Source organism: Peptostreptococcus stomatis DSM 17678 (assembly GCF_000147675.1).
GTDB classification, from domain to species: Bacteria; Bacillota; Clostridia; order Peptostreptococcales; family Peptostreptococcaceae; genus Peptostreptococcus; species Peptostreptococcus stomatis.
Genome location: NZ_ADGQ01000004.1, coordinates 40,130 through 53,487 on the forward strand (window position 1 = coordinate 40,130; position 13,358 = coordinate 53,487).

14 protein-coding genes are annotated in these 13,358 nt (G+C 36.5%); all 14 read left to right on the forward strand.

Translation table 11 applies throughout. The annotated features are described in order from the left end of the window. Positions 1-17 precede the first annotated feature (17 nt). The 14 genes from HMPREF0634_RS00780 (at position 18) to HMPREF0634_RS00845 (ending at position 13,356) form a co-directional block, all read left to right on the forward strand. On the forward strand, positions 18-860 hold the full coding sequence (locus HMPREF0634_RS00780) for a TlyA family RNA methyltransferase (RefSeq protein ID WP_007788089.1): 843 nt from the start codon (positions 18-20) through the stop codon (positions 858-860). A 15-nt stretch (positions 861-875) separates the two neighbouring features. Then, a complete protein-coding gene (recN, locus tag HMPREF0634_RS00785) occupies positions 876-2,558 on the forward strand; it encodes a DNA repair protein RecN (protein WP_007788043.1) in 1,683 nt (560 codons plus the stop codon). 9 nt (positions 2,559-2,567) lie between these two features. Next, entirely contained in the window at positions 2,568-3,689 is a 1,122-nt protein-coding gene (steA, locus tag HMPREF0634_RS00790; RefSeq protein ID WP_007788084.1) for a putative cytokinetic ring protein SteA, read from the forward strand. Between the two features lie 22 nt (positions 3,690-3,711). Then, the gene (locus HMPREF0634_RS00795) at positions 3,712-4,575 is read left to right on the forward strand and encodes a copper transporter (protein ID WP_007788034.1); all 864 of its coding nucleotides are present in this window, start codon (positions 3,712-3,714) and stop codon (positions 4,573-4,575) included. Between the two features lie 8 nt (positions 4,576-4,583). Then, positions 4,584-5,270 (forward strand): glycosyltransferase family 2 protein, encoded by a 687-nt coding sequence (locus tag HMPREF0634_RS00800; RefSeq protein ID WP_007788070.1) that lies wholly within the window; start codon positions 4,584-4,586, stop codon positions 5,268-5,270. 2 nt (positions 5,271-5,272) lie between these two features. After that, the gene (locus HMPREF0634_RS00805; protein WP_007788118.1) at positions 5,273-6,103 is read left to right on the forward strand and encodes an MraY family glycosyltransferase; all 831 of its coding nucleotides are present in this window, start codon (positions 5,273-5,275) and stop codon (positions 6,101-6,103) included. Continuing rightward, positions 6,104-7,177, forward strand: a complete 1,074-nt coding sequence (locus HMPREF0634_RS00810; protein WP_007788126.1) for a DUF3866 family protein — start codon at positions 6,104-6,106, stop codon at positions 7,175-7,177. A gap of 68 nt (positions 7,178-7,245) precedes the next feature. Next, complete coding sequence (locus HMPREF0634_RS00815; RefSeq protein ID WP_007788161.1) at positions 7,246-8,067, forward strand: purine-nucleoside phosphorylase; 822 nt, start codon at positions 7,246-7,248, stop codon at positions 8,065-8,067. A 16-nt stretch (positions 8,068-8,083) separates the two neighbouring features. Beyond that, positions 8,084-9,286, forward strand: a complete 1,203-nt coding sequence (mltG, locus tag HMPREF0634_RS00820) for an endolytic transglycosylase MltG (protein WP_007788101.1) — start codon at positions 8,084-8,086, stop codon at positions 9,284-9,286. Between the two features lie 57 nt (positions 9,287-9,343). Then, positions 9,344-9,988: an O-methyltransferase gene (locus tag HMPREF0634_RS00825; protein ID WP_007788067.1), complete on the forward strand. Its 645-nt coding sequence runs from the start codon at positions 9,344-9,346 to the stop codon at positions 9,986-9,988. Between the two features lie 69 nt (positions 9,989-10,057). Then, on the forward strand, positions 10,058-11,290 hold the full coding sequence (locus HMPREF0634_RS00830; protein WP_007788149.1) for a peptidase U32 family protein: 1,233 nt from the start codon (positions 10,058-10,060) through the stop codon (positions 11,288-11,290). A gap of 152 nt (positions 11,291-11,442) precedes the next feature. After that, positions 11,443-11,913, forward strand: coding sequence for a hypothetical protein (locus HMPREF0634_RS00835; protein WP_040565568.1), 471 nt, complete (start codon positions 11,443-11,445; stop codon positions 11,911-11,913). 118 nt (positions 11,914-12,031) lie between these two features. Then, on the forward strand, positions 12,032-12,739 hold the full coding sequence (locus HMPREF0634_RS00840; protein WP_040565569.1) for a hypothetical protein: 708 nt from the start codon (positions 12,032-12,034) through the stop codon (positions 12,737-12,739). A gap of 140 nt (positions 12,740-12,879) precedes the next feature. Continuing rightward, complete coding sequence (locus HMPREF0634_RS00845) at positions 12,880-13,356, forward strand: hypothetical protein (protein WP_040565570.1); 477 nt, start codon at positions 12,880-12,882, stop codon at positions 13,354-13,356. Positions 13,357-13,358 lie beyond the last annotated feature (2 nt).

The following is a 13,358-nucleotide window of genomic DNA, read 5'->3' on the forward strand; positions in this document are numbered from 1 at the left end:
TATCAATGGAGGTAGCAATGAAGAAGAGAATTGATGTATTATTGGTTGATATGGGTTTTTTTCCTAGTCGTGAACAGGCTAGGAGGACCATAATGGCCGGTAATGTTTTTGTAGACAATCAAAGGGTGGATAAACCGGGTACAATGGTCAAGGATGACTCTGAAATACTTGTAAAAGGCAAGCCCCTGGCCTATGTTAGTCGTGGTGGTCTTAAGTTAGAAAAGGCAATGAAAAATTTTGACATTAGTCTAGAGGGCAAGGTATGTATGGATATAGGTGCATCAACAGGAGGTTTTACAGACTGTATGTTGCAAAATGGGGCTGTAAAGGTTTACTCAGTTGATGTTGGATATGGTCAGTTGGCCTGGAAATTAAGACAGGATGAGAGGGTCGTTTGCATGGAAAGGCAGAATATAAGGTTTTTAGAGGTCGACGCCCTAGATGAAAGACCGGATTTTGCATCCATAGATGTGTCCTTTATATCTCTTAAGTTAGTCCTACCAAAGGCATGGGAACTTTTAAATGATGGTGGTAGGCTAGTTGCCCTTATAAAACCCCAGTTTGAAGCCGGTAGAGAAAAGGTGGGCAAGAAGGGGGTAGTAAGAGAAAGGTCAACCCATATAGAAGTAATAGAGATGGTTTCCAGACTTGCTATCAAGGAAGGTTTTAAAATACTTGACCTTGATTTTTCACCAATAAAGGGACCTGAAGGAAATATAGAATATTTGATTTATCTTGAAAAAACAGACAAAAACATTGAAATAAATGATGAAAATGAGGATGTTAGACTCCTTGGTGGATATGAGGCTTACCATGATATGATTGTAGATTTGGTGGAAAAGTCACATTCATTAGATTAGCAGAGGGAGAATAAAATGATTAAGGAACTGTATATGAAAAATTGTGCCCTAATAGAAGAACTAAGGGTGGATTTTGGTAGCAAGTTGAATATATTGACAGGTGAAACTGGATCTGGAAAATCAATCGTCCTTGAGGGTTTAAACCTATGCCTAGGAGGCAAGTATGATCGTTCCTTTTTAAGAAAGGATTGTGACAGGGGCTTGGTGGAATTACTTATATATACGGATAACCAAAAGGTAGAGGACCTCTTGAATGAGTATTCTATTCCATATAGTGACAAGGAGTTACTGGTATCTAGGTCTATATTTGAGGATGGAAAGTCAACTACTAAGTTAAATGGTAGGTCTATTAGGCTGGCTGACCTAAGAACTATTATGATGACTATCGTAGATATACACAGTCAGCACCAAAATCAGGCCCTATACAATAGGGATGTCCACCTTGAATTTTTAGACTTGTATGGGAAAGATAGCTTAAAGGATATAAAGTCAAAATATGATGCTAGCTATAAAAAGTATACAGACATTAAATCAAAGATTCTTGAACTTAATGATAATATGACGGAAAGAGAACTTGAGAGGGAAGTGGACCTTCTTAAATACCAAATAGATGAAATTGAGAAGGCCAATCTCGACGTGGATGAATATGAGATATTAAAGGTAAAATACAAAAAATATTCTAACCAAGACAAGATAAATACGGCAATTTTAACCAGTTATGATCTTTTAAAGTCTGGTGATTTGGGGGTAGAGGACAGGATTGGCAAGTCCCTATCAGCATTGGGGCCGGTAGCCGACTATGATATAGTCCTAGAAGACTTTGTAGAAGGTCTAGAAAATATCATGTACCAGTTGGAGGATCTTGATGCAAGTATGAGGTCTTATATAGATAAGAATGAATACAATCCCCAGATTTTAGAGGAAATCCAGCTAAGGATGGACTTCATAAATACTATGAAGAGGAAGTACGGAGATAAGATAGAGGATATTTTAGACTATAAGATAGAGATGAAACAAAGGCTCTATAATATTGAAAATAGGGAAGAACGTAAGTTGGCCCTATTAAAAGAACAGGAAAAAATAGAGGAAGACTTAGAAAAAATAGGAGGAGAATTGACTTCTTCTAGGATGAAAGTGGCCAATCTTCTAGAAGAAAGCCTATTAAAAGAATTAGAGTCTCTTAATATGAAAAATACAAAATTTAAGGTAATCTTTAACAAAGTAGGTTATACTAGTAGTGGGTGTGATGATGTGGAATATTATGTTTCATTCAATCTAGGAGAAAACCTAAACCCCCTTAACAAGGTAGCATCTGGTGGTGAAATGTCACGTTTTATGTTGGCTTTTAAGAAGATACTATCAGATGTAGATAAGATAGAAACCATGATTTTTGATGAAATAGATACTGGTATAAGTGGCAGGGCTGCCCAGGTTGTCGGTGAGAAATTGGCAGAAATGGCCAAACACAAGCAGTTAATCTGTATAACCCACCTACCTCAAATAGCGGCATTTGCAGATGACCACTACTACATAGAAAAGAATGTTGAAAATGAGAGAACATTTACCAGCATAAGGAATCTCAGTTATCAAGATAGGCAAGAAGAAATTGCCAGGTTGATTTCTGGAAAAATTATAACAGAAAAGACCTTGGAACATTCTCATGAAATGATTGAGTTAGCTAAGAAAACAAAGGCATAGGAGGTAATCATGCGGGTAGAAGGTAAGTTGAAAAAAGACAAGAAAACTAAAAAACTCGCTAAGAGGATTAATGCGGGTGAAATAGCCCTTATAAACCATATAGATTTGGATGAAGTGGCTGCAAAGTCTTTGGTGGAAGCAAAGATAAAGCTAGTAATTAACGCGGCTGAGTCTATTAGCGGTAGGTATCCAAATGTAGGACCATCAATATTGATGAAGGAGAATATACTAATAATAGACAATATAGGTATGGAAGCCTTTGATGAGTTAAATGAAGATGATGAAATCATTATCGAAGATGGAATTATATATAGAAGTGATAAGAAAATAGGTTCTGGTCAGGTAATGGATGCCAAGCTCGTTGTCGAAAAGACAAGGCAGGCATATGAAAACCTTGAAGTAGAATTGGATAGGTTTATTGACAATACAATAGAGTATGCCAAGAAAGAAAAAGGTCTTATATTGGGAGATGTAGAAATACCAGCCATGAAGACCAAGTATGAAGATAGACATGTCTTAGTTGTAGTCAGGGGACACAATTATAAGGATGACCTAGAGGCTATGATATCTTATATAGAGGAGGTAAAGCCTGTCCTGGTAGGTGTTGATGGAGGAGCTGATGCCATTTTAGAATTTGGTTACAAGCCAGACGTGGTTGTAGGTGACATGGATAGTGTTACAGATGAAGCCCTTAAGGCAGCTGGTGAAATAGTTGTACATGCATACACTGATGGTAGGGCCCCAGGACTTAAGAGGGTAGAAGACCTAGGCTTAGAAGCTGTTGTATTCCCATCACCGGGTACCAGTGAAGATATAGCGATGTTGGCAGCCTATGAATACAAGGCCAAATTAATAGTTGCCCTTGGTACACATTCCAACATGATAGACTTCCTTGAAAAGGGAAGAAGGGGTATGGCCTCAACCTTCTTGGTAAGGCTGAAGATAGGTTCTAGACTGATAGATGCTAGGGGAGTAAGTATGCTATACCAGAGTCGTTTAAAGCTAAAGTATGTTTTTGCCTTGATAGCAACAGCACTATTCCCGGTAGCTATAGTAGTTAGCCAGTCTCCTAAGGTGCAAACTCTCATGCAGTTGTTAAGTATAAAGATAAAACTATTGTTACAGATATAATGTAGATGTGGAGGAATAAGTTATGCATATAAATTTTAAATATTTTATTGTATCTATAGGGGCAATATTCCTGGCCCTTGGTGTCGGAATTTTAATAGGTACAAGTATGGGATCCAGTGTGGATATACAGGAACAAAATGCAGCTATTGTAACAGATATTGATAAGCAGTTTAAACAGTTAAAGGAAAAGGATGACAAGCTTGCTGAGACCAATAAAAATCTGCTTGCAAAGTTGGACAATGTTAAAGACTTTATAGCTGGCAATGAAAACCTATTAAGTAACCAGAAATTATCTGGGAAAAAGGTGGCAATAATATCTTTTAATGAAAAGGCTAACGTTGATAGTGTCAAAAATGCACTTACTAATTCTGGGGCTAGCATATACTTAGATATACAAATTAAGGACGAAGCTGTAAATACTACTAACCTGGAAAAGATTAACACTAAGTTAGGTCAAAAGTTTACCAAGAAGGAAGAAGTGATAAGCTATATAGCAAACTCAATAAAAAATTCTTCTGATACAAGCCCACTGGCTAGTTTGGAGGAACTTGGTTTAGTCAAGGTTAGGTCAAACAGTGGCTCATATGAGACCATAAATTCTATTGTTGTATTTAACGGTTCAACTGCTAGTGGTAAAAGTAAATTCCCTGGACTTATTAAACCGATATTAGACCAGATAAAGGAAGATAAGTATACAGTTGCTATAGCAAGCAGTGGAGAAAGTGTAGGATTAAAAGACTTTTCTAAAATTAAGATAGCAACTATAGATAATATAGATGAGGCAGCTGGAAGGGTATCATTGGTTGACCTACTAGCTAGTTCAAATATAATAGGTAACTATGGAAATAGCTTAGTAGGTGACAAGTTATTGCCAGTTGGAAAATAGGAGGATCTATGTTTACGAGTGTAATAATACCTGCCCACAATGAGGAAACCAGGATAAAAGCTACCCTTGATGGTATAAGAGATATAGATATTATTGACCAGATCGTAGTAATAGATGATGGATCTAGTGATGGTACAGGTCAAGTATTGAGCAAGTATGCTTGTGAAAAATTACTATATGCTGTACAAAATCCTAACCAAGGCAAGGGAAAGGCCTTGGAAAAGGGGCTAGAACTAGCTAGCAAGGATGCCGATGTCATAGTATTTCTAGATGCAGACCTCGGGTCAACTTCATCTGAGATAGCCAAGGTAATTGAACCTGTATTGACAGACCAGTGTGATGTATCAATAGCCAGGTTTAAACCTGCTAGCAAGAAGGGTGGCATGGGCTTTGTTAAGAGGCTGGCCAGGGATTCTGTATATAAAATGACAGGTGTAGAATTAAATGCTACTATATCAGGCCAGAGGGCCTTTAAAAGAGAGGTTATATCAAGATTTGACCATATGCCCGAAGGATATGGTGTAGAGGTTGGTATGACTATCGATATACTAAAATGGGGTTATAGGGTAAAGGAAGTAACTGTAGATATGACCCATAACGAAACGGGAAGAGACTTAAGTGGTTTTATTCACAGGGGTAAACAGTATTTGCACATAAAGAAAATCGTGAAAGAAAAGAAACGTGAGTGGAGGTAGTCATGTATACATATTTGATGGTCATAATGTTGTTCTGTATTGGTGTAGTAGTTACCTTAACTTCTGTGCCTATGATAAGCAAGATGTTAGAAAAAAGTGATATGATTAGGGCAAATTACAAGGGTGATATGATACCAGTAGGCTTAGGGCTCGTATTTATACCCACCCTTATAATTAATTCAGTTATATTGATTTATTCTAATATTGTTCCTGAAAAGATAATTATGATCTACATGCTTTTATTTGCTTCTATCTCCATGTCCTTTGTAGGTATAATTGATGATAGCTTGGGCAATAGGGGGGTAACAGGTTTACTCGGTCACTTCAAGGCCTTATTTAAGGGTACATTGACAACGGGTGCCTTTAAGGCTCTTTTAGGTGGTTTTGTTGGTTTAACCATAGCAGTTACTATCAGCAAGTCTATACCTAATATAATAGTTGCGACCTTGGTGGTTGCCCTATCAACAAATATGATGAACTTATTTGACCTAAGACCAGGTAGGGCCATAAAGGTATACACTCTATTAGCAATAATAATATTTATAGCAAGTGCCAAGTTCCAAAGGGAAGTAATGATGTTGATACTACCAGCTGTACTGGCCTATTTTTACTTTGATTTGAGGGCCTTGACAATGATGGGGGATGCAGGTTCAAATGTTTTGGGCGTTTCCTTGGGTGTATTTATAGTATCCTCATTTGGTTTGGCAGTTCAGGTAGTTTGTTTGATACTTTTAGTATTAATCCACATATTAACAGAAAAATTTTCTCTAACTAAGATTATCGAAAACAATAAGTTTTTGAATTATCTAGATAGGTTAGGAAGGGGTTTATAGATGATAAGTAAAAGATTAGCCAAGGTTACTGAAATAAAGAGCCAAAGCGACCTAATCCAGGATATAAGGGTTGATATAAATGGCAGTATTGAAAAAGCCTATAATTATATACAGTTGACTGGTAATGTTGAAGTCGGAGATGAAGTGGTAGTCAATACTACTGCAGTAGAATTAAGTCTTGGTACAGGTGGTTTCCACTTTGTAATAGCTAATTTTAGCAGGCCAGAGTCTAAGCTTACAGAGGGTGGCCATATTATGAAACTTAGGTATACTCCATTTCAGATTAAGGTGGATTCTGTGGAAGAGCAAGGAAGTCCCTACCACGATATCTTCAATGATTTTGTCTGCCTGGAGGGGATGCCAGTAGCAGTAGGGACCCTTCATAGTATAGTACCTGTATTTGCAGCTACTTTTAAGAGATTATGCCCAGACAAGAAGCTAGTATATATAATGTCTGATGGGGCAGCCCTTCCAATGGCATTTAGCAAGAACGTTGACAATTTAAAGAAGATGGGGCTTATAGATAATACTATTACATATGGAAATGCTTTTGGTGGTGACTATGAATGCATAAATATATACACTTCACTTATAACTGCCAAGGAAATTTGCAAGGCAGACTGTGTATTGATAGCCATGGGACCTGGTATAGCAGGTACAGGAACTAAGTATGGTTTTAGTGGTATAGACCAGGCAGTGATTATAGATGCTGTTGAGAAACTAAATGGTAGGTCTTACATCATACCTAGAATCAGTTTTGCAGACAAGAGACCTAGACACAAGGGCATATCCCATCACACCCTTACAATTTTAAGTGAATTAACCAATAAGTCTACAAATCTTGTCCTTAATTCCTTGTATGAGCCTGGCAAATTGAGTATAATAAAAGAACAAATTCTATTAAATAGTATAGATGAAAAGCACAAGGTTGATTTTGAAGAATATGATAGGACAAAGGAAGACCTTGACCACTATGGCCTAAAGGTAAAGAGCATGGGTAGGTCTTTTGAAGATGACGAAGAATTCTTTGAAGCAGCATCCACAGTAGCTTATAGGATTTCCAAGATAATTTAATCATAGCTTTGATGAAAATTTAAGTATTTAATGATATAATAAGCTTATAGTTTGGATAGGAGGAAGATATGACTGACTTGTATAATAAAATATTGGACAGTGTGAAATACATAAATAAGTTTTATACAGGTAAGATAGATATGGCCCTAATATTGGGTTCTGGCCTATCCTACTTAGTAGATCAATTTGAAAATAAGCTAGAGCTTGACTACAAGGATATACCAAATTTTCATACATCTCAAGTAGGGGGGCATGAAAATAAACTTGTAATAGGTGATTTTTGTGGTAAGAAAGTATTGGCTATGAAGGGTAGGTTCCATTATTATGAAGGCTACAGGCAGGATGAAATTACCTATCCTATTAGGGTATTTAAAGAATTGGGTATAGATAAAATCTTAGTTACCAATGCTGCGGGCGGATCCAATAAAAACTTTGGACCAGGTGACTTGATGATTATCAAAGACCAGATTAATTTTTCAGGTTCTAATCCTTTGATTGGACCAAATGATGACAGGTTGGGGGCCAGATTTCCTGATATGACAGATGCCTATGACTTGGAGGGGATTGAAATTCTAAGATCATGTGCTGACCAATTAGGGTTACCAATACAAGAAGGAGTATACATGTTTTTCTCTGGTCCAAGTTATGAGACACCTGCAGAGGTGAGAATGGCAGGCATCTTGGGGGCAGATGCCGTAGGTATGTCAACAGTGCCTGAGGTTATTGTTGCAAGATATTGTGGAATGAGGGTATTTGGTATATCATGTATTACAAATATGGCAGCAGGTATTAGTGGGCAGAAATTAAACCATGAAGAAGTAATCGAAACAACAGAGAGGGTTAAAAGAAAGTTTTCATCCCTAGTAAAGTTATTTATAGAAAAAATTTAAATGGAGGATTGGCATATTGAGTACGAATAAGGCTAGAAATACAAAAAATAAAAAGAATACTAAGAAAGCCAGGCGTAGACCAAGAATTAGAATATTTAGACTACTAATTGTAATATTTATTTTACTAGGTATGCTTTCCTTGGCTGGAAACCTATACTATAAGTCTGCGTCAAAACCAGTAAATCCAAATTCTACAATTAGTAGGGTTGTTGATATACCAGCAGGTGCTAATGTTAAGCAGATTGCTACCATATTAAAGGACCAGGATATGATAAAGAACAAGAAGGTTTTTGTGGCCAATGTAAAGGAAACGGGTAAGGCTGAACAGATTAAGTCTGGTAAATACAAGCTGTCCCAGAACATGTCAAATGACCAGATCATAGACAAGCTGATAAAGGGTCAAGTACACCAGGATGGTATTAAGGTAACTATACCTGAAGGTAGCATATCGACTGAGATAGTCAACCTTTTGGTAAAGAAGAATCTTGGGGACAGGAAGAAATTTGTAAAACTTTTCAGGACACCTAGTGAATTTTCTGATAAACATAGTTTCCTAAAAGACAGTAGGATTACTACACTTGAAGGCTTCTTGTATCCAGAAACTTATTATTTCAAAAAGGGTACAAGTGAAAAAGATATATTTGACAAAATGTTAAGTGAGTTTGACAGGAATTACAAGAAGAGTATAAGTGCCAACGTAAAAAAGAACAAGTATAACTTCTATGATACAATTATCATGGCATCGATAATAGAAAAAGAAGCTGTAAAGGATGAAGATAGGCCGATTATAGCCAGTGTATTCTACAACAGGTTGGCAAAGAAAATGAAGTTGCAGTCAGATGCAGTACTTCAATATGGCCTGCCAGAGAGAAAGGGTAAGGTCCTGTATTCGGATTTGAAGGTTGAATCAGCCTATAATCTTTATATACACCATGGCCTACCGCCAACACCGATTGCTAGCCCAGGCCTTAAGTCAATGATAGCGGCATCTAGACCTAGTAAGACAGACTATTTGTACTTTGTTACAAATGTGAACGGTGTAAATTCATACAGCAAGACTTTTGAAGAACATGATAAGAATGCTAAAAATTACCATAAAGAAAGAGATGCTAAAGAAAAGGCTAATCAGGAAAAAGCGTCTACTACTGATAAGAAAGGTACTAGTTCAGCTACTGATAAAAAAACAAGCACTAGTTCTGATACAAGTCAAACAAACTAGGAAAAGTACTTATTGCAGGGAGGGTAAACTTCCCTGCTTTTTAAAGGAGTGAAATAAGTGAGTAATATTGTAAATGATAAGGTAGAAAATTATATAAGAGAGACCTTAAAACCTAGTCAGGGACTCTTGAGAGACTTAGAGGTCTATGCAGAGGAAAATTCTGTACCAATTATTCACAAGGAAGTGGCTGACCTTTTAAGGGTTCTGTTAAAGTTGAAAAGGCCAAAAAAAATCCTGGAATTAGGTTGTGCTATAGGCTATTCCTCTCTTTTTTTTGCCGATGTATTAGACGGTGATGTAGAGATTGTAACCACTGAGAGAAACCCCCTTATGTTGGAAAGGGCCCAAGAAAATATTAAGAAGGCTGGTATGGAAGACAGGATAAAAATTTTAGTAGGGGATGCTGAAGAGACATTAAAAGACCTTGAAGGAAGCTTTGATATGATCTTTATAGATGCAGCTAAGGGTCACTATAAGATGTTTTTTGACATGTTGATAGACAAGCTAAATCATGGGGGTATAGTAATTTCAGACAATATCCTATATAAGGGCATGATAGCCAGTGATGACTATGTAGTCAGAAGAAAGAAAACTATAGTTAAGAGGATGAGGACATATTTAGATTATATATGTGATTTAGAGGGTATAAGTACATCATTGGTACCTATAGGTGATGGATTAGCTATATCCTATAAAGACTAGGTGGTCTTTATTAAGCTAGTACATTGATAGGTTTAAAGAGTTATATAAGCAAGGAAAAGGAAGGAATAAATGGAAAGAGTAGAACTATTAGCTCCTGCAGGAGATTTAGAGAGATTAAAGATAGCCATAGAGTATGGGGCAGATGCAGTTTATCTTGGTGGTGAAAACTTTGGTATGAGAACAGCAGCCAAGAACTTCTCAAATGAAGATATAAGAGAAGGTGTAAAGTATGCCCATGAAAGAGGTAAAAAGGTATTTGTAACAGTCAATATAATACCCCACAATGAGGATTTCAATGGATTAGAAGACTACTTGTTAGAATTAGAGAAGGCGGGGGTTGATGCCCTTATAGCCTCAGATCCAGGTGTCATATCTGTAATTAAGGCAACAATACCAAATATGGAAATCCACTTGAGCACCCAGGCCAATACAACTAATTACCACAGTGCCAACTTTTGGTACAAGCAGGGGATAAAAAGGGTTGTTATAGCCAGGGAATTGTCCTTTGAGGAAATCAAAGAATTAAGGGATAATATACCACAAGATATGGATGTTGAGGCCTTTATGCACGGTGCCATGTGTATATCATATTCAGGAAGGTGCTTGATAAGTAACTATATGACTGGTAGGGATGCCAATAGAGGGTCTTGTGCCCAGTCATGTCGTTGGAAATACAGCCTGGTTGAAGAAAAAAGACCTGGAGAATACTATCCTGTATATGAAGATGAAAGGGGAACCTTCTTCTTTAATTCTAAGGACCTGTGTATGATTGAATATATACCTGAATTGATTAGTTCTGGTATTACAAGTTTGAAGATAGAGGGCAGGATGAAGACTGCCTACTATGTTGCAACAGTTGTAAGGGCCTATAGGATGGCCATAGATGCCTACTATGAAAAAGGCCCTGACTGGAAATTTGATCCAATATGGCTAGATGAATTGAAGAAGGGTAGCCATAGACACTTTACTACAGGTTTCTATAATGATAAGCCAGGACATGAGGAACAGAACTATGCTTCTGCCTCATATGTTAGGAACTATGACTTTATAGGTATAGTAGTTGGTGGGCCAGACAAGGATGGTTATGTAACTGTAGAGCAGAGAAATAAGATGGTTCTAGGTGACCAGATAGAGATAATAGGACCGTATACAGCAACTCTTGAAACAGAAATACTTGAGATGTTTGATGAAGAAATGACCCCTATAACAGAGGCCCCTCATCCAAGACAGTTGGTCAAAATGAAGTTGCCAGGAGGGGTAGGCATTAACTTTATGCTTAGAAAGGCAATTGAAGAAAAGTAATAGGGAGTTGTGCCTATTATTGGTTTAAAAAAATCAGATAAGATAAATTACTTAAAAAGATATTTTCAAAAATTTGAAGGTATCTTTTTATTTTTGTCTATAAATATATAGGATAATATAAGTCCTGTATTTTACCTATTAGGGGGATATCTATGAAGAATATAAGTGTATGTATAAAGAAATATAGGATAAAAAAAGATGGGATAAAAGTAGAGTATTATAGGAAAGATAGGGGCTCGTTTGACAAGTATGGGCCTAAAAAACACTCCGCTTATTTGGCTACTGAATTCATATTTACCCTTATAATTCTTTCAATTGCCCTATATATTTTTTCTTACTTTGTGATGAATATGGCCTACTTGGAGAATAAGTTAGATGACAGGGAGGAGCTCGATTATTTATTGGGGCAGGCTATGGTAGAAGAAAGGTCCTATATCAAAGACTACAAGGGTGATTATGAAGACTTAGACTTGGTTTTTTCTAAAAATATGGATAGTAGAGAAATACTTATCAGGAGGAGTTTTAAGGATAAGAAATTTGGTTGGATAGAATCTGAAATTACAGTCAAGGACAAGTACCTTAAGAAGAGTTTGGTAGTACATACAATTATAGGGCTTGATTAGATATATGGAATTAAAGCTTAATCTAACTAGTTTATAGGAATAATTGATAATCTTAGAAACATATATTTAGGATGGACTTTTGTATTTAATATAAGAATTATGACAAGGGAGTAGCACTTTGAAAACTAAGAAAATGGGTGTAAGAAATAACAAATTGAAGAGAATATGCAAAAATATATTCGAAATAATATACAAAGGAAGGTGCAAAAGTATATACAGAAATATATGCAAAAAAAAATACAAAAACTTATATAAAATTATATACACCAAGATAAGGTTCAACTTATTTATAGATAGACAAAGGGGGTCTCTTTCTGTAAATGTTATTTTACTTTTTATGTTTTTGGTATCCCTGGTCCTCCTTTTCATGCCCCTATATAAGGACCTGGGAGACTTTAAAAGGGACTACGACCAATTATATGGTCACGATTATGAACTGGCATCCATAGAGAAGACTTTTATGGTGAATGCCTATTATCTATTAGAAGATACCTATGCCAAAAGTAAAGATTCTAAGGATTTTTATGGTCTGGTCATGAAGAAGGATACCAGCTTTTATCGGGATTTAATTGGTCAAAAATATCTTGAGTCTCCACATACAAGGTATGAATTGATTACTGGTGATGGTGGTTGCTTTGAGATTATAAAAAAAGATAATTATGTTGAGTTTTATGTAAACTACTACTATGAAAACAAGGGTATTGAGAGGTGGAAGAGGAAAAAGTACCGGGTCTATTGTCCCTTTGAAAAATTAGGGATTGATAAGAAGGTCAAGCCCAAATTAGAGATTGAGGAAATAAAGTCCCTATTTGTAGAATTGGCTTAACATAGGGGCAACAGAAAAATTCTAAAAGGAAAAATAGTAAGATAATAAGCAATGAAATTAGATATATAAGAACTATGCTTATGTAGGAACGATGGTTACAAGAGGACTATATATTTATATAGGGTTAGGAAGGTTGTGTAGTGAAGAAGTACAAGGGGACAAGTTTTATAGAATTAGCAATAGCCATGTCTATCTTGGTTCTTATAATATCCTTATCAATAGTCAGGGTAAATAGGGACGGTTTGGATTTTGATGCTACAGTATCAAGGATTAAGACTGATATCAGGAGGATAATTGTAAGGGGTCAAGATGACTCCTATACCTATAGTTTGTCCACCTATAAGGGCTATTACATAATAGATAGAGATTCTTATAGGCTGGTGAGGAGATGCTTAGACAAGCATACCCATGTCTTAAGTGGAACAAGACTAGAATTTAAAGGCATAAAGAGGATGGGAGCACCGGGAGGGGGTGGTAGCCTCTACGTCTTTAATGATCGTACAAAAAAATTGGAGAGGATTACCTATATTCCAGCCAGTGGCAGGGTGACATCCTATAAGGATGATTATCTTAAGAAAAAAATCATGATAGATAATTGGATTTCCGAGCTAAGATAGTA

Excerpts from the sequence above, each read along its gene's own strand:
- HMPREF0634_RS00810 (WP_007788126.1), top strand. The coding sequence starts at position 6,104 with ATGATAAGTAAAAGATTAGCCAAGGTTACTGAAATAAAGAGCCAAAGC.
- HMPREF0634_RS00805 (WP_007788118.1), top strand. The coding sequence starts at position 5,273 with ATGTATACATATTTGATGGTCATAATGTTGTTCTGTATTGGTGTAGTA.
- HMPREF0634_RS00830 (WP_007788149.1), top strand. The coding sequence starts at position 10,058 with ATGGAAAGAGTAGAACTATTAGCTCCTGCAGGAGATTTAGAGAGATTA.
- HMPREF0634_RS00795 (WP_007788034.1), top strand. The coding sequence starts at position 3,712 with ATGCATATAAATTTTAAATATTTTATTGTATCTATAGGGGCAATATTC.
- HMPREF0634_RS00835 (WP_040565568.1), top strand. The coding sequence starts at position 11,443 with ATGAAGAATATAAGTGTATGTATAAAGAAATATAGGATAAAAAAAGAT.
- HMPREF0634_RS00815 (WP_007788161.1), top strand. The coding sequence starts at position 7,246 with ATGACTGACTTGTATAATAAAATATTGGACAGTGTGAAATACATAAAT.
- HMPREF0634_RS00800 (WP_007788070.1), top strand. The coding sequence starts at position 4,584 with ATGTTTACGAGTGTAATAATACCTGCCCACAATGAGGAAACCAGGATA.
- steA (WP_007788084.1), top strand. The coding sequence starts at position 2,568 with ATGCGGGTAGAAGGTAAGTTGAAAAAAGACAAGAAAACTAAAAAACTC.
- HMPREF0634_RS00780 (WP_007788089.1), top strand. The coding sequence starts at position 18 with ATGAAGAAGAGAATTGATGTATTATTGGTTGATATGGGTTTTTTTCCT.
- recN (WP_007788043.1), top strand. The coding sequence starts at position 876 with ATGATTAAGGAACTGTATATGAAAAATTGTGCCCTAATAGAAGAACTA.